Raw genomic sequence first — 16,673 nt, 5'->3', positions numbered from 1 at the left:
CTCACAGTCCCGCCAGCAACGCCCGGTAATCCTCCACCGCCGCGAACTCCTGGGTATCGCGTGGTCCCGCCTTGCTGTCGGGTTCGCGCACCGCCAGCAAGTGCTGCACACCAAAGCGCCGTGCACTGCGCAGAATCGCCAGGGTATCGTCGATGAACAGGCTGCGCGCGGGCTCGAAGCCGATATCCGCCTGCAGCGCATCCCAGAACTGCGCGCTTTCCTTCGGGTAACCATAGTCATGGGAGCTGATCAGCCGCTCGAAGTACGGCGCCAGCTCCACCCGCTCCAGCTTCAGCGACAGCGAGTCGCGGTGGGCGTTGGTGATCAATATCACCCGTTTGTTGGCCTTGCGCAGCGCCTCGAGGAAGGTGTCGGCATCCGGGCGCAGGGCGATCAGGTCGGCGATTTCCTGCTTGAGCTCGCGGATCGGCAGCTTCAGCTCGCGGCTCCAGAAGTCCAGGCAGTACCAGTTCAGGGTACCGGCGTTGCGCTCGAACAATGGCTGCAGCTCCAGCTCCGCCATGGCCCGGCTGATGCCGTGCAGCTCGGCATAGCGCTGGGGCAGGTGTTCCAGCCAGAACTGGTTGTCGTAGTGCAGGTCGAGCAGGGTGCCATCCATGTCCAGCAGGACGGTATCGATGGCGGACCAGGGAAGAACAGGCATGGGAAACTCTCGATCGGTCGGCAAGCCACGGTATAGTAACCCGTTCACGCCAAGGAGCCGCCCCATGCGCCAGAAACCCACCGTACTCGCTCGCGAAATCGTCGCCAGCAGCCGCCTGTTCCGCGTCGAAGCCGTGCAGTTGCGCTTTTCCAACGGCACCGAGCGGACCTACGAGCGCCTGGTCGGCCGCGGCAACGGCTATGGTGCGGTGATGGTGGTGGCGATGCTCGACGCCGAGCATGCGGTACTGGTGGAGGAGTACTGCGGCGGCACCGACGAATATGAATTGTCGTTGCCCAAGGGCCTGATCGAGCCGGGGGAGGACGTGCTGGCGGCCGCCAACCGTGAGCTCAAGGAGGAGGCGGGTTTCGGCGCGCACCAGCTGGAGCACCTGACCGAGCTGTCGCTCTCGCCTGGCTACATGAGCCAGAAGATCCAGGTGGTGCTGGCCACCGACCTTTATGAAGAACGCCTCGAGGGTGACGAGCCCGAGCCGATGCGTGTGGACAAGGTCAACCTGCGCGAGCTGTCGGCCCTGGCCATGCACCCGCAGTTTTCCGAAGGCCGGGCCCTGGCGGCGCTGTACCTGGCCCGTGACCTGCTGATCCAGCGGGGGCAGTTGAGCGCATGAACGACCAGCAGCTGATGCTCGAAGTGGTAAAGCTGGCCCGCCTGGCTGGCGAGGCGATCCTGCCGTTCTGGCGTGCCAATGTGGCGGTGACCAACAAGGCGGACGATTCGCCGGTGACCGCGGCCGACCTCGCTGCCCACCGGGTGATCGCCGATGGCTTGCAGGCCTTGGCGCCGCACATCCCGGTCCTGTCCGAAGAAGACTGCGACATCGCTCTGGGCGAGCGCCGGGCCTGGACACGCTGGTGGTTGGTCGACCCCCTGGACGGCACCAAGGAGTTCATCGCTGGCAGCGAGGAATTCACGGTCAACATCGCCTTGATCGAGCACGGCGAGGTAGTGTTCGGCGTGGTGTCGATGCCGACCAACGGCTGCTGTTATTTCGGCGGCCGCCAGTTGGGTGCATGGCGCGCGCAAGCGGGCGCCGAGGCCGAGCCGATCCAGGTGCGCCGGCAACCGCCAGAGGAAGGGCGTTTCACCGTTGTGGCCAGCAAACGGCATTCCAGCCCGCAGCAGGAGGCGTTGCTGGGTGGGTTGGGCAGTGCGGTCGGGGAGCTGGAGCTGGCCAACGTGGGCAGCTCGCTGAAGTTCTGCCTGCTGGCCGAAGGGGCCGCCGATTGCTATCCACGGCTGGCGCCGACGTCTCAATGGGATACTGCCGCCGCCCAGGGCGTGCTCGAAGGCGCTGGGGGCGAGGTGATCGGCCTTGATGGCGCGCCGTTCCGCTATCCGGCGCGTGAATCGTTGCTCAACCCGTTCTTCCTCGCCTTGCCGGCTGCGGCGCCGTGGCGTGCGGCACTGTTGCAGTTGGCCGCTGCGATCGGTTGAGTTGGCGGGGCGCTGTGCGGCCCATCGCAGGCTCCGCCAGCTCCCACCTGTCCCGCGAAAGGGGCGCGAAGCGGCCCCCTATGTCAGCGATGCAACACGTACTGCCCGCTGAATTTCACGGCAGGCGCGTCACTGCCAGCATTGCACACCACCGTCTCGAGGGTCAGCCGCGCCCGCCCTCGGCGCTGGTACATCGCCAGGAAGCGCTCCCAGGTCTTCTCGTCAGGCGCCGGGCAACTGGCGACAGCCGCCCCGGTGACCGGTAGCGGATAGCTGATCTGGCCTTCCTGGATGACGATATGCCCATCGTCGATACCCAGTTCGCGCAGACGCAGGTGCAACCAGCCCCAGCCCACCAGCACTGCGGCGCAATACAGGCTGCCGCCGAACATGGTGCTCTTGTGGTTGACGTTGGGCGCCAGCGGCAACTGCAGGCGCAGGCGCTGGTCGTGCCAGTCGATGACGGCCATGCCCATCTCGCGGGTCAGGGGGATGTCGTTATGCAGTACGGACTGCAGGTACTGGCTGTCGCTGGTCATGGGCGGTTGTCCTCCGGGTCGTCTTGCCCGCTGGCGCTGTCGGCGAAGCTCAGGCCGTGCTTGCGCAGCTTGTCGTGCAGGGTCTTGCGCGGAATGCCGAGGGCTTCGGCCAGGCTGCGCATGGAGCTGTGCGGCTGAGCCAGTTCGGCAGCGATCAGCGAGCGCTCGAAATGCTCGACCTGTTCGCTGAGGTTGCCGGTGCGCACAGGGTCGGCGGTGGCGGGGGCAGCAGGCGCCTGGCCATCGAGGGCCAGCTCCAGGCCCAGGGCGAAGCGTTCGGCGGCGTTCTGCAGCTCGCGCACATTGCCTGGCCAGTCGTGGCGCAGCAGCAGGGCGCGATGGGCGGGTTGCAGATGGTTGGCCGGCAGGCCATGGCGCTGGCTGGCGGCATCGGCGAAATGCTGGAACAGCACCAGGATATCGTCGCCGCGCTCGCGCAGGGGCGGGATGCGCAGGGGGGCCACGTTCAGGCGGTAGTACAGGTCGGCGCGGAAGCGCCCTTGGTCGGCGGCCTGGCGCAGGTCTTCCTTGGTGGCGGCGATGATACGGATATCCAGCGGGATCAGCTGGTTGCCGCCCAGGCGCTCCACCACGCGCTCCTGCAGAAGGCGCAGCAGCTTGACCTGTACATCCAGGCTCATGCTTTCGATTTCGTCGAGGAACAGCGTGCCCCCGTTGGCGAACTCGAACTTGCCGATACGGCGCTTCTGCGCCCCGGTAAAGGCGCCCGGCTCATGGCCGAACAGTTCGCTTTCGACCACCGACTCGGCCAGCGCGCCGGCATTGATCGCCACGAACGGGCCGTCGCGACGGCTCGACAGGTCGTGCAGGGCGCGGGCCACGACTTCTTTGCCGGCACCGGTTTCGCCAAGGATCAGCACGTCGGCGCGGGTCGCAGCCAGGGCGCCGATCTGCTCGCGCAGGCGCTGCATGGCCGGCGACTGGCCGACCAGGCGCGCGGACAGCTCCTGGCGGTCGCTCAGGGCCAGGCGCAGGCTGCGGTTGTCCAGCACCAGGCGGCGCAGGGCCAAGGCGCGGCGCACGCTGTCGAGCAGGGCATCGCTGGCGAAGGGTTTTTCCAGAAAGTCATAGGCACCGGCGCGCATGGCCTGCACGGCCAGCGGCACGTCGCCGTGGCCGGTGATCAGCAGCACCGGCAGCTCGCTGTCGCGCCCGTGCAGTTGTTCCAATAGTTGCAGGCCATCGATGCCGGGCATGCGAATGTCGCTGACCACCACGCCGGGCCAGTCCGGTTCGATGCGCTCGGCCAGCCCCTGGGCATCAGCCAGGGCCACGACCTTGAGCCCGGCCAGGTCCAGGGTCTGGCCCAGGGCCTGGCGCAGGTGCGGATCGTCGTCCACCAGGATGACCTGGGTGCGGCTGTCGATCTGTGTCTCGGTCGTCATGCCGAGGGGTCCTCCGAAGATTGCAGGTTGGCGCCGGGCTTGGCCACGCGCAGTCGCAGGATCAGCAGGGCGCCGCCTTCCGGGTGGTTACCCAGCAGCAGCTCGCCGCCCAGGGCATGCATCAGGCTTTCGCAGATGGCCAGCCCCAACCCCAGGCCCTGGGTGCGGGTCTTGGTGGTGAAGAAGGGCTCCTTGGCATGCTCCAGGGCCTGGCGGCTGAAACCCGGGCCATTGTCGCGAATGTACAGGTAAACGCAGTCATCCTGGCGTTCGGCACTGAGCCATAGCTTGCGTGGGTTGGCTTTTTCGGTGAGTGCGTCGAGGGCGTTGGCCAACAGGTTGCCAAGTACCTGGCGCAGGCGCGTTTCGCCGGCCTGCACCCAGAGTGTGGCCTCGGGCAGGTCGCGTACCAGCTCCACGGCCATGGCCCGGCGGCGCTTGGCCAGCAGCGCCAGGGCGTCGTCCAGCGCCGGCTGCAGGGCCACGCTTTCCGGCGCGTGCTGGTCGCGGCGGGCAAAGGCACGCAGGTGGGTGATGATCGAGGCCATGCGACCGGTCAGCTCGCCGATCAGCTTGAGGTTGCCGCGTACGTCCTCGGTGCGCTGGTGGTCCAGGAGGATCTCGGCGTTCTCGGCATAGCTGCGGATCGCCGCCAGGGGCTGGTTGAGTTCATGGCTGATGCTCGCCGACATGGTGCCGAGCACCGATAACTTGCCCGCCTGGACCAGTTCATCCTGGGCGCGCACCAGCTCCTGCTGGGCCTGTTCGCGCTCGAGCACTTCCTTCTTCAGCCGGGTATTGAGGCCCTCGAGGTCGGCGGTGCGCTCCATGACGCGTTGTTCAAGCTGTTGGCGCCCGCGCGCCTCGAAGTCGATGCGGTCGATGTAGTGGCGCCGACGCTGCATCACCAGGCCGGCCAGCAGCATCAGCACCAGCAAGGCGCCAGCGCCGATGGCCATGACCGTCTGTACCGAGCGATCGACTAGGGTGCGCGGGGCAAGGATGCTGACCTGCCAGCCGGTCTCCTTGATGTCGCGGGTCTGTACCAGCCAGGCGGCAGGGTTGAGGTTCAGTGGCTGGGGTGCCTGGGTCGGGTAGGGCTGGATGGCGACGATCGCCTCGCGCTCGGCCGGGGTCAGCTCGCGGGTGGCGCGGAAACGCCAGTCCGGGCGGGAAGTCAGTACCACAACGCCGTTCTGGTCGGTCAGCAGCAGTTGCTCGGGCGTACGCCCCCACAGGGTCTCGGTGTGGTCGAGGTCGACCTTGACCACCAACACGCCTACGACCTTGTCCTGGTCATGCACCGCCGCAGCGAAGAAGTAGCCGCGCTTGGCCGACGTGGTGCCCTGGCCGAAGAAGCGCCCCAGGCGCCCGTCCATGGCTTCGAGGAAGTAGGGGCGGAAGGCGAAGTTGCGGCCCACGAAGCTGTCGTGCTTGTCCCAGTTGGACGCCGCCAGGGTATTGCCGCTGACATCCATCAGGTACATCACCTCGGCGCCGGTCTGCTTGGCGATTTCCTTGAGCAGGCGGTTGGCGTTGGTGATCGCCTCGGTCTTGAACGGGTCGTGCAGCGCACCGCGCAGGGCCGGCAGGTCGCCGAGGATGCGCGGCAGGGTCTCGTAGCGGTGCAGGGTGCCCAGCAGGTTGGCGACATAGAGGTCGAGGGTCTGGCGATTCTGCGAGGCCAGCTCATCCTGGTAGTAGCGCTCGGCCAGGTGATGCAGCGGCCAGAGCAGGGGTGCCAGGCACAGGGCCAGCAGGGCGAGGCTGCGCCAGCGTGGGCGTCGTGGAGGCGTTTGGGTTTGAATCATCTATCGGGCGCCAGAAGGATCTGGCGCAATTATGCGCTACTTGCGTCTGTCCATCAGCGCCGCATAGCCATGCTTTTGTCATCGGCCTCTTGTATATCGCCGTGAGCAGTGGCGATATAGGCGACAAAAAAACCGAGGTTCCCTCCCATGCCCTTGAGCACCCTGATCCAGCGTTCCAGCCAGCCCAGCCCCTCGCTCAGCGAAGCCCAGGCCCACGCCCTGCTGCGAGCGCACTACGACCTGGCAGGGCGCTTGCAACCGTTGGGCAGCCAGCAGGACTTGAACCTGCGGCTGGACAGCGACCAGGGGCGCTTCGTGCTCAAGGCCTGCCACGGCAGCTATGCCCAGGTGGAGCTCGAGGCGCAGCATGCGGCGCTGGCCTACCTGGGCGAACAGGGCCTGCCGGTGCCACAGGTACGCCGGGCGCGCGATGGCCAGGAGCTGCTGGCCGTGGAGATCGACGGCCAGCCGCTGCGGGTGCGCCTGCTCGACTACATCGATGGCCAGCCGCTGACCCGTCTTGCGCACATGCCGGCAAGGCTGGTTGGCGAGCTAGGCGCGCTGTGCGCCCGGGTCGACCAGGCCCTGGCCGGCTTCGAGCACCCAGGCCTCGAGCGCACCCTGCAATGGGACCCGCGCCACGCCCAGGCGCTGATCGAACACTTGCTGCCGGTGCTGGACGACGAGCGTCGCCAGCGCGTCGAGCGCGTCACTGGCTTGGCCGTCGAACGCCTGCAGCCGCTGGTGGCCGACCTGCCGACCCAGGCCGTGCATCTGGACATCACCGACGACAATGCCGTCTGGGCCCGTGACCAGGCGCGCCAATGGCAGCTGCAGGGCGTCATCGACTTCGGCGACCTGCTGCGCACCTGGCGTATCGCCGACCTGTCCGTCACCTGCGCGGCGCTGTTGCACCATGCCGAAGGCGACCCGCTGCGCATCCTGCCGGCCATTCGTGCCTACCACGCCGTCAACCCGCTGCAGGATGCCGAACTGCGCGCCCTTTGGCCGCTGGTGCTGATGCGTGCCGCAGTGCTGGTGCTCAGCAGCGAACAGCAGTTGCGGGTCGACCCGGGCAATCAATACATCCGCAATAACATCGCCCATGAATGGGCCATCTTCGATACGGCCGCTGCCGTGCCGCTCGCCCTGATGGAAGCTGCGATTCTCCAGGCCACGGGCGGTGCGCTGGCGCCTCTGGGGCTGGCTGGATGCGCGCCGTTGATCCCGGCCCTGGTGGGGCAGGCGATGGCACGCGTCGATCTTGGGGTGCTCAGCCCGCACTGCGAGGCGGGCAACTGGGAGCAGCCGGGCTTCGACCAGCGGCTGCTGGCTGCCCAGGCAGGCCCGGCCTGTACCCTGCACGGCCAGTATCGGCTGTCGCAGACCCATATCGATCGCCCTGAGGAGCCGGCCACCTGCGCCTTGGGCGTGGAGCTCAGCGTACCGGCTGGCACCGCGCTGCAGGCCCCTGAAGCGGGCACCTGGGAGCGTACCGGGGACGGTCGCGGGCGACTGCGCACCGCAGCCTGGAGCCTTTGGCTGAGCGGGCTGGAAGAGGCACCGGCAGACGGCCAGGCGCTGGCCAAGGGGCAGCCCCTGGGCCTGACCTGCGGCTTTCTCAGCGTCCAGCTGTGCCGGGGCGACGAACAGCGCCCGCCGTTCTTCGCCACGCCGTCCCAGGCCGACGCCTGGCTGGCCCTATGTCCGTCGCCGCGCCCCCTGCTCGGGTTCGATTGCGACGCCGAGCCGCTGGTCGATGCCCAGGCCTTGCTGGCGCGCCGCGATGCCAGCTTCGCCCGTTCGCAAAAGCATTACTACGCCCAGCCGCCGCATATCGAGCGTGGCTGGCGTAACTACCTGATCGACATGCAGGGCCGCTCCTACCTGGACATGCTCAACAACGTTGCCGTGCTGGGCCATGGCCATCCGCGCATGGCCGCCGAATCGGCACGCCAGTGGTCGCTGGTCAATACCAACTCGCGCTTCCACTATGCGGCCATCGCCGAATTCTCCGAGCGCCTGCTCGAGTTGGCACCGGAGGGCTTCGACCGGGTGTTCCTGGTCAACAGCGGCACCGAGGCCAACGACCTGGCCATCCGCCTGGCCTGGGCCTACAGCGGTGGGCGCGACCTGCTCAGCGTGCTGGAGGCCTACCATGGCTGGTCGGTGGCCACCGACGCCATCTCCACCTCCATCGCCGACAACCCCCAGGCCTTGGAAACCCGCCCGGACTGGGTGCACCCGGTAGAAGCGCCGAACACCTTCCGCGGGCGCTTCCGTGGCCCGGACTGTGCAGCGGACTACCTGCGCGATGTCGATGCCAAGCTCGCCGACCTGGACGCCCGCGGCCGCCAGCTGGCCGGTTTCATCTGCGAGCCGGTGTATGGCAATGCCGGCGGCATTGCCTTGCCGACAGGCTACCTGCGCGAGGCCTACGCCAAGGTGCGCGCTCGCGGCGGCGTGTGCATCGCCGACGAGGTGCAGGTCGGCTATGGCCGCCTGGGCGAGTATTTCTGGGGCTTCGAAGAGCAAGGCGTGGTGCCGGACATCATCACCATGGCCAAGGGCATGGGCAACGGCCAGCCGCTGGGTGCGGTGATCACTCGCCGTGAGATCGCCGAGGCCCTGGAGGCCGAGGGCTACTTCTTCTCTTCGGCCGGCGGCAGCCCGGTCAGTTGCCGTATCGGCATGGCGGTGCTGGATGTAATGCAGGAGGAGGGCCTGTGGGAAAACACCCGGGAAGTCGGGCGCTATTTCAAGGCCCGCCTGCAGGCGCTCGTGGATAAACATCCGCTTGCCGGTGCCGCCCATGGTTCCGGTTTCTACCTGGGCCTGGAGCTGGTGCGCGACCGCCAGACCCTGGAGCCGGCCACCGAGGAAACCATGGCCCTGTGCAACCGCCTGCGCGACCTGGGCATCTTCATGCAGCCGACCGGTGATTACCTGAACATCCTCAAGATCAAGCCACCCATGTGCACCACGCGCGCCAGCGTGGACTACTTCGTCGATTGCGTGGATCGGATTCTCGGCGAAGGCCTCTAACACCTGCATTAGTAGCCACCTTAGCCGATTGTTATCGGTTTTGGTGGCGTTTTTATGGGCGAAATATTTTGTCCTACGGCTTCTAAGTTCGATTTTTATCGAGTATATAATGAGGCACCGAACAGGGCAGCTGGGCAGCCTATTGCGGTACAAGCCCGCTCCAGGGGGCTGCGTTTTCCCGACGCCCCGATTGATCAACGACCTGGCGCAGTCGGCGCCGGGCTTTTGCAGAGGTTACCGATGAAGACCCTCAATTCGACCCCGCGTGCCGACGGTTTCCACATGCCCGCCGAATGGGCACCACAGACCCAGGTGTGGATGGTCTGGCCGGAGCGCCCGGACAACTGGCGCCTGGGCGGCAAGCCGGCGCAGGCCGCCCATGTGACCCTGGCCAAGGCCATCGCCCGCTTCGAGCCCGTGACCGTCGCGGTCTCCGCTGGCCAGTACGAGAACGCTCGCCGTCAACTGGATATCCCCAATATTCGTGTGGTGGAAATCAGCAACGACGACGCCTGGGTACGTGATACCGGCCCGACCTTCGTCATCAACGACCACGGCGAAGTGCGCGGGGTGGACTGGGGCTTCAATGCCTGGGGCGGTTTCGATGGCGGCCTGTACGCACCCTGGAACCGTGACGAGGAGCTGGCCGCCAAGGTCCTGGAAATGGAGCGCTGCCAGCGCTACCACACCGAAGGCTTCGTGCTCGAAGGCGGCTCGATCCATGTCGATGGCGAAGGCACCCTGATCACCACCGAAGAGTGCCTGCTCAACCGCAACCGCAACCCGCATCTTTCCCGCGAGCAGATCGAAGAGGTTCTGCGCGAGCATCTGGCGGTGGACACCATCATCTGGTTGCCGGATGGCCTGTACAACGACGAGACCGACGGCCACGTCGACAACTTCTGCTGCTATGTCAGCCCAGGCGAAGTGCTGCTGGCCTGGACCGATGACGTCAACGACCCGAACTACGTCCGTTGCCAGGCTGCCTATGACGTGCTGAAGAACAGCCGCGACGCCAAGGGCCGCGAGTTCGTCGTGCACAAGATGCCGATCCCGGGCCCGCTGTATGCCACCGAGGAGGAATGCGCCGGTGTCGACCACGTGGCTGGCAGCCAGGAGCGTGACCCGTCGGTGCGCCTGGCCGGTTCCTACGTCAACTTCCTGATCGTCAATGGCGGCATCATCGCACCGAGCTTCGACGACCCGGCGGACGCCCAGGCGCGCACGATTCTGGCCAATCTGTTCCCGGACCACGAAGTGGTGATGATCCCGGGGCGTGAACTGCTCTTGGGTGGCGGCAACATTCACTGCCTGACTCAGCAGCAGCCGGCGCCGGTCAAGCGCTGACGTCCGCTGCTTTCGGGCTGCTGTGCGGCCCATCGCGGCACAAGGCCGCTCCTACAGGGATCGTGTAGGGGCGGCTTTTTGTTTAATGGTTATAAGTAAATATCTTCTTATTCCTTTACTGATATAAACGCCTCCCTATACTTGAGCCCAAGCACGCAAACTTCTGGAGGCGTCCCCATGCGCAATGAGTCGATTCGTTACCTGATTGTGCCGGGCTGGCAAGGATCGCCAGACAACCATTGGCAAAGTCACTGGCAGCGCAGCCTGCCCAACAGTGCCTGGGTCGAGCAGCACGACTGGCTCACCCCGCAGCGGCATGACTGGGTGCACGCGCTGGAGCAGGCGATCGCCGCCGAACGCTCGCCGGTGATCCTGATCGCCCACAGCCTGGGCTGCATCACTGTCGCCCACTGGGCCGCGCAGGCAAGCCCAGCCCTGCTGCGCCAGGTGCACGGGGCGCTGCTGGTGGCGCCGGCGGACGTGGAGCGGCCGACCTGCGCGCCAGCGCTGCGCAATTTCGCGCCGATCCCGCTGCAGGCCCTGCCGTTCCCCAGCCAGGTGGTCAGCTCCGACAACGACCCGGCGGTGAGCGTGCCGCGTGCGCTGCACCTGGCACGGGCATGGGGCGCCGAGGCGGGGCTGCTGGCCAACGCGGGGCACATCAATGTCAAGTCCGGCCACGAGCGTTGGGAACAAGGCTTCGCCTACCTCTACCGGCTGCAGGGTCGGATCGAACAGCGGGCCTTGCGCCGCGCCTGATCCCCCCCGCGTCCCTGAATACCTTGACGCCCGGCCGGCAACGGCCTCGGGCGGGAGCTCGTCATGACTGTGCACAACGCTTTCGGCCAGCCGCTGCTGACCTTTCCCGAACTGGACAAGAGCCCGCTGAGCATCCGTGCCAAGGCCCTGGTGTTCATCGACCCGCGCTCGCAACGGTTGCGCGACGCCCTGGAGCGCCTGGCGCTGCAACCGGTGCCGGTGTTGATCCGCGGCGAGACCGGCACCGGCAAGGAGCTGTTGGCCCGTCAGGTGCATCGGGCCAGCGACCGTAGCGGCTTGTTCGTCTCGGTGAGCTGCGCGGCGATCAGCCCGACCTATGCCGATGCCGAGCTGTTCGGCTACAGCGCCGGTGCTCAAGGCGGGACGGCCGGCGGCCGGGCCGGCTGGTTCGGTTCGGCCAACGGCGGCACCTTGTACCTGGACGAGATCGCCGACCTGCCGCTGGCCATCCAGGCCAAGCTGCTGGCGGCGCTGGAAAACCGCGAGGTCACCCGTGTCGGTGCCCAGCGGCCGCAACCGGTGGACGTACGCCTGGTCGCCGCCTCCAGCATCGACCTGGCCCAGGCCGTGCGCGCCGGGCATTTCAACGAACGCCTCTACCATTACCTGCGCGAAGGCCAGCTGGAGCTGCCGGCGTTGCGCGAGCGGGTCGGGGACATTCTGCCGTTGGCCGAGTATTTCGTAGGTATCTACAGCGTGCGTCTGGGCCGCTCGGTGCCGCTGATCAGCGAGGCCGCGCAGCAAGCCATGGAAGCCCATGCATGGCCAATACCCGGGAGCTCGAGAACGTCATCCATTTTGCCCTGCTGGTGAGCGAGGGCGGGCAGATCCTGCCAGAGCATCTGGACCTGCCGGACACCACACCCTTGTCCAGCCTGGCCCGGCAGCTCGAGCAACTGGTCCGCAGCCGCGATCCGCAGACCCGGCATGCCGTGCGCCGGTTGCTGGAGGACTCATTGACGGGCCTGAACGCCTCCGCACGCTAGGGCAGGCGGTCCGCTCATGCTCGAAGCCTATAATGGCCGTTTGTTTTTGGAATAAGCAGCTAAGCAAAAGATATTGTTAAGGAATAAAAATTCCCGGTATCGTCCGTTTCACGCCCCTGCCGAAGGGGCACCGACTTCGCCACTTCGATGGCATCAGCTTGATAACAAGGATCACCATGAAAAAGACCCTGCTGACCGCAGCCCTGGCCGCAGCCCTGTCGCTGACCGGCTTCGCCAACGCCGCTGAAAAACTGGTGGTAGCTGCCACTCCGGTGCCCCACGCCGAAATCCTCGAGTTGATCAAACCGACCCTGGCCAAGGAAGGCGTGGACCTGCAGATCAAGGTCTTCACCGACTACGTGCAGCCCAACGTCCAGGTCGACCAGAAGCGCCTGGACGCCAACTACTTCCAGACCCTGCCGTACCTGAAGAACTTCAACGAAGGCAAAGGCACGCACCTTGAAACCGTCGTTGGCGTGCATGTCGAACCGTTCGGTGGCTATTCGAAGAAGGTCAAGAGCCTGGCTGACCTGGAAGAGGGCGCCACCGTCGCGATCCCCAACGAAGGCAGCAACAGCGGCCGTGCTCTGCTGCTCTTGCAAAAGGCTGGCCTGATCACCCTGAAAGACCCCAAGAACGCCCTGGCCACTCCGAAGGACATTGCCGAGAACCCGAAGCAGCTCAAGTTCCGCGAGCTGGAGTCGGCCATGCTGCCGCGTGTGCTGGACCAGGTTGACCTGGACATGATCAACACCAACTACGCCCTGGAAGCTGGCTTGAACCCGGCCAAGGACGCCCTGGTGATCGAGGGCAGCGACTCGCCCTACGTGAACTTCCTGGTCGCCCGCCCAGACAACAAGGACAGCGAGGCCATCCAGAAACTGGCCAGGGCGCTGACCAGTCCAGAGGTAAAGGCATTCATCGCCAAGAAATACAGCGGTGCGGTATTGCCGGCGTTCTGATTCAAGCGCCTGGAAACGACAACGCCGACGCATCTTGCGTCGGCGTTGTCGTTTCTACGGGGACCAATCAGCGCGAGTTGGCCAGCGCCCGGCGCAAGGCCAGGAGCCATTGAAGCTGTTCGTTGGAAACCGGCGGGCAAGAGCTGTTCATTGTTGTCGTTCCAGGTGAGGGCCGTACGGGTCAGAGCTCTTGGAAAAGGTTTTTGCAGGAAAGATCCCTCGCCAGGCATTAATTTCCGGGTAATCCGACGAACGTGATGCTCAGGACCATGCTGCGGCCCAATCGCGATCTTACAGGGGGCTCGACCGATGAGGCGGTACCTCAGGCATTGCGGGGCAGCCAGTTCAACAGGAAGTCGGTTATGACCTCTGGGTTTTCCAGGCATGAGATGTGGCCTGCAAACGGAACCTGTGCCGCCAGGCAGCCTATCAACCGGGCCATTTCGTTGGACTCCTCCGGCGGCCGCGGAATATCTTGATCGCCGCACAACACGATGGTGCGTTCGGCTGGCAAGCCTTCAAGACGCTGAAGCAGGTCCGGCCGGCCGAAAATCACCCGGCCCAACGGGTCCAGGCTCTTGCGGATGGTGTCTGCGCTGCAGGCCTTGAGTGCAGCACGAAATGCCTCGCGAATGTCTGGCACGGTCTGGCCGCCGGCATGGAAGAAGATCGGCACGATGGTATCGAGCAGGTCATCGGTGAACTGGCCTGCGGCGCTGGCGGCATCCAGCAGCGCGAAGTACTTCAGGCGCGTGGCTTCGGGTTCGGTGCCGAGGTAGGTGTCCATCAGCACGAGGCGGTCGACGCGGTCGGGGTGTTCGAGCGCCAGTTCCGCACCCCACATGCCGCCGACCGACAAGCCGACCAGGTGGCACTTGGGGATATCCAGGGCATTGAGCAGCGCCAGATGCTGGCGCGCCAGGACGCTCATGTCACCCGTGAGGGCCGGTGGTGCATCGGAGTCGCCATGGCCCCAGAGCTCTGGGACAAGGACACGAAAGTGTTTCGACAGCGCGTCAATCTGTGGCTCCCACATGGCCGCTGACCAGAGGTAGCTGTGGCCCAACAGCACAGGGAAACCCTGGCCCTGGTCGACGTAGCTCATACGCGCATCGTCGATTTCCACGAAATGCTTTTGCATCGGGTGCTCCTTTTGAAGTCAAGTCGCAAAAGTGGAACGGTAGCGGTGCCAAAGGCGTTTCACTACTGGCAGGCTCCCCAGTTGTGGTCAGATATTTCCTAGGGTAGTGCCCCTGTGCGAGGTGCAGGCACCAGGTGCAAGGTGCTCCGGGCGGGTATCACACCCATACGCGTCTTGTGGTAGCGCCCCTGTGCATAATCGTCCGCCTGGTCGTCATAGTGAGAGTCGAAGACCACCCCGCTTTGGCCCACCGGATTGATGGTCAGCGCCGTAGCCGCGTCGGCGAAATCGACCAGGCGTCGAGTGGAAGGGCCATAGTTGACCGCCCAGGGGGCCGGCCCGATCTTCGCGGACAGGTTGTTCGGCACCTCGTGGCTGCCGGGCGCGGCGAACGGGCCGACGTTCACCAGCAGGTTCAGTGGCTTCTTCACCCCCAGCGGGTGGTTGTGGGTAAGGGTATGGGCCTTGCCCCACTGCCAGCTGGCCGGGTCCTTGCCCATGACGTCGCGCAGATGCGCGAGACTGCGCTGCCAGGCCAGGCGGACGATGGCGGTACGGTCGGTGTGCGCGTTGCCGCCTCGCACGTTCCACCAAGGCGCATCCGGGTCGGCAGCCAGCCGCGGCAGGGCGGCATCGATGGCGCGGGTACTGATCAATACCGGGAACCAGGTATCGCCCAGTTCGTCATGCAGCGCAGCGTAGGCCAGTTCGTAGAGGAACTGGTTGAACAGCGTGGCGCTGGTGGAGTCCACTGGATAGTCACCACGCCAGGCCGCCAGTTGCTCTACCAGTTCTCGTTCTTCATCGCTGTCGGCAATGGTGCGCAGGGTGCCCAGCAGGGGGGCCAGGGTACGAGGGCCGTAATCGGTGGTCGTGTCCAACTGCAAGGCCTGGCTGTTGTCGGTGTCCCACTTCACGTTTGGGTTGGCCAGGTGCCGGTCGAGCTGACGGCCACGGTCGGGCAGGTTGTAGTAGCCCGGTATGGGGACGACGGCGGGGGGCTGGTAGTTGGCCGAGACGATATAGCCGCGGGTCGGGTTCTCCTGTTGCGGGTTGACGCTGAACGGGTAGAAACCGGGTTTGTCGGCCTGGTGGCTGGCACCGTCGAGAATGAAGGCGGGGTTGACCCCGTCCGGGCGGATCGGCAGTTGGGCCGCAGCCCACCAGCCGATGTCGCCACGGGCGTTGGCCCATACCAGGTTCAGGCCAGGCGCCTGGATATAGGCGGCGGCCGTGCGCATCTTCTCCAAGGTGTCGGCACGGTTGATCCGGTAGAAACCCTCCAGGATCGGGTTTTCGGTCTCCAGGAAGGCCCACCACATGGCAATGGGCGTAGCCCCGGCGGTATCGCCGAGCACCGGGTTGACGATCGGACCGTGGGGCGAGCGCCGCAGGGTGATGGTGACCGGCTCCTGCCCTTTGACCGCGATGGCCTGCTCGCTGGTTTCCAGCGTGTGCCATTGCCCGTCGACGCGTACCTGATCGGCGTTTTGTGGGTTGACCTGTTCGGCGATCAGATCGACATCATCGTTCTGGAACATGGTCAGGCTCCAGCCGAAGTCGCGATTGTGGCCCAGTAACGCGAAGGGGTTGAGGGCCTGGAAATAGCCATAGAGGCTCAAGCCGGGAGCCGAAAGCTCGGCCTCGTACCACACCGCAGGCACGGCAAAGCCGATGTGCGGGTCGCCCGCCAGCAGCGGGAGGCCGCTGCGGGTGCGGCTACCTGCCACGACCCAGGCGTTGCTGCCTTCGAACTGGGGTATCGCGGCCTCGCCCAGGGCTTGGTGACTCACGCGCGCCAAGTGCTCCAGGCTGCGCCAGTCAGCGGCTGCCAGGGGCCTGGCCAGGGCGCCTTCGGGCTGCCAGCGCAGGTCGAAGATCCTCAGGTAGTCGGTACCGAGCTGGTCGCGTACATAGGTGAGCGCCGGCTCGGTGCGAAACGCGGCGGCGAAGCTGTAGGCGAGGTAGCCGGCGATGCTGAGGGTGTCCTCGGCGGTGAAGGGGCGCGGCGTGATGCCCAGCAGGTCGAACTCCATGGGCCTTGGGTGGCTGGCCTGCCATTGGTTGACGCCGTCCAGGTAGGCTTGCAGAGCCTGCCAGGCGGGTGATTGCCGGTCCTGGCGCTGCGCCATGCGCGCGGCCTGCTCGCGAATGCGCAGGCTGCGGAACAGGGTATCGGTGGGCAGCAGTTTGGCGCCCAGCACCTCGGCCAGCTCGCCCCGGGCCAGGCGGCGCAGGATCTCCATCTGGAACAAGCGGTCCTGGGCGTGCACGTAGCCCAGGGCGCGGTACAGGTCTGGTTCGTTGCCAGCCAGCAGGTGAGGCACGCCGCGGGCGTCGTAGCGCACGCTGACCGGCGCCTGCAGGCCAGCGATGGCGACCTCGCCCTCGCGCTGCGGTTGCTTGCTCTGCACGTACCAGAAACTGGCACCCACGGCGGCGGCGACCACCACTGCCAGTAGGGTCAGGCTGCGCTTCATCGAGACTCCTTGTGCACTCGAGCGAAAAATGTGGTCCGATCATCGACGGATTCG

At 65.9% G+C, this 16,673-nt stretch carries 12 protein-coding genes and 1 pseudogene; 7 read left to right on the top strand and 6 right to left on the bottom strand.

The window, feature by feature from the left end:
* Position 1: 1 nt before the first annotated feature.
* The gene (yrfG, locus tag ACNFCI_RS02150) at positions 2 to 664 is read right to left on the bottom strand and encodes a GMP/IMP nucleotidase (RefSeq protein ID WP_084853699.1); all 663 of its coding nucleotides are present in this window, start codon (positions 662 to 664) and stop codon (positions 2 to 4) included.
* A gap of 64 nt (positions 665 to 728) precedes the next feature.
* Between yrfG and nudE the strand changes: the two genes are divergently transcribed.
* Complete coding sequence (gene nudE, locus ACNFCI_RS02145) at positions 729 to 1,295, top strand: ADP compounds hydrolase NudE (protein ID WP_084853701.1); 567 nt, start codon at positions 729 to 731, stop codon at positions 1,293 to 1,295.
* Positions 1,292 to 2,122: a 3'(2'),5'-bisphosphate nucleotidase CysQ gene (gene cysQ, locus ACNFCI_RS02140; RefSeq protein ID WP_368828781.1), complete on the top strand. Its 831-nt coding sequence runs from the start codon at positions 1,292 to 1,294 to the stop codon at positions 2,120 to 2,122. Before nudE ends, cysQ begins: the two co-directional genes overlap by 4 nt.
* Before the next feature lie 83 nt (positions 2,123 to 2,205).
* Here the strand turns inward: cysQ and ACNFCI_RS02135 are convergent, their stop codons facing one another.
* The 3 genes from ACNFCI_RS02135 to ACNFCI_RS02125 are packed head-to-tail and all read right to left on the bottom strand — an operon-like array spanning position 2,206 to position 5,878.
* The gene (locus tag ACNFCI_RS02135) at positions 2,206 to 2,661 is read right to left on the bottom strand and encodes a YiiD C-terminal domain-containing protein (RefSeq protein WP_084853704.1); all 456 of its coding nucleotides are present in this window, start codon (positions 2,659 to 2,661) and stop codon (positions 2,206 to 2,208) included.
* Positions 2,658 to 4,067 carry a sigma-54-dependent transcriptional regulator gene (locus tag ACNFCI_RS02130; RefSeq protein ID WP_368828782.1) on the bottom strand — a complete coding sequence of 470 codons (1,410 nt, stop codon included), beginning with the start codon at positions 4,065 to 4,067 and terminating at the stop codon, positions 2,658 to 2,660. Before ACNFCI_RS02130 ends, ACNFCI_RS02135 begins: the two co-directional genes overlap by 4 nt.
* Positions 4,064 to 5,878, bottom strand: coding sequence for an ATP-binding protein (locus tag ACNFCI_RS02125; protein WP_368828783.1), 1,815 nt, complete (start codon positions 5,876 to 5,878; stop codon positions 4,064 to 4,066). Before ACNFCI_RS02125 ends, ACNFCI_RS02130 begins: the two co-directional genes overlap by 4 nt.
* 147 nt (positions 5,879 to 6,025) lie before the next feature.
* On the opposite strand from ACNFCI_RS02125, the gene ACNFCI_RS02120 reads away from it, so the two are divergent.
* The 5 genes and pseudogenes from ACNFCI_RS02120 (at position 6,026) to ACNFCI_RS02100 (ending at position 12,998) form a co-directional block, all read left to right on the top strand.
* Complete coding sequence (locus ACNFCI_RS02120; RefSeq protein ID WP_368828784.1) at positions 6,026 to 8,923, top strand: aminotransferase; 2,898 nt, start codon at positions 6,026 to 6,028, stop codon at positions 8,921 to 8,923.
* Positions 8,924 to 9,163: 240 nt separating this feature from the next.
* Entirely contained in the window at positions 9,164 to 10,270 is a 1,107-nt protein-coding gene (gene aguA / locus ACNFCI_RS02115; protein ID WP_368828785.1) for an agmatine deiminase, read from the top strand.
* Between the two features lie 177 nt (positions 10,271 to 10,447).
* A complete protein-coding gene (locus tag ACNFCI_RS02110; protein WP_368828786.1) occupies positions 10,448 to 11,029 on the top strand; it encodes an alpha/beta hydrolase in 582 nt (193 codons plus the stop codon).
* Between the two features lie 63 nt (positions 11,030 to 11,092).
* Positions 11,093 to 12,036, top strand: a pseudogene (locus ACNFCI_RS02105) (sigma 54-interacting transcriptional regulator).
* A gap of 176 nt (positions 12,037 to 12,212) precedes the next feature.
* Complete coding sequence (locus ACNFCI_RS02100) at positions 12,213 to 12,998, top strand: MetQ/NlpA family ABC transporter substrate-binding protein (protein WP_368828788.1); 786 nt, start codon at positions 12,213 to 12,215, stop codon at positions 12,996 to 12,998.
* A 322-nt stretch (positions 12,999 to 13,320) separates the two neighbouring features.
* Here ACNFCI_RS02100 and ACNFCI_RS02095 read toward each other — a convergent pair whose 3' ends face one another.
* Together ACNFCI_RS02095 and ACNFCI_RS02090 are read right to left on the bottom strand one after the other, a co-directional pair.
* The gene (locus ACNFCI_RS02095) at positions 13,321 to 14,139 is read right to left on the bottom strand and encodes an alpha/beta fold hydrolase (RefSeq protein WP_368828789.1); all 819 of its coding nucleotides are present in this window, start codon (positions 14,137 to 14,139) and stop codon (positions 13,321 to 13,323) included.
* 98 nt (positions 14,140 to 14,237) lie between these two features.
* Positions 14,238 to 16,619 (bottom strand): penicillin acylase family protein, encoded by a 2,382-nt coding sequence (locus ACNFCI_RS02090; protein WP_084853720.1) that lies wholly within the window; start codon positions 16,617 to 16,619, stop codon positions 14,238 to 14,240.
* Positions 16,620 to 16,673 lie beyond the last annotated feature (54 nt).

The sequence above is a fragment of the Pseudomonas sp. NY15356 genome, from assembly GCF_048068175.1.
Classification (GTDB): Bacteria; Pseudomonadota; Gammaproteobacteria; order Pseudomonadales; family Pseudomonadaceae; genus Aquipseudomonas; species Aquipseudomonas putida_K.
The sequence above is the reverse complement of the archived record's forward strand: the minus strand, read 5'-3'. Positions and strand labels throughout refer to the sequence as shown.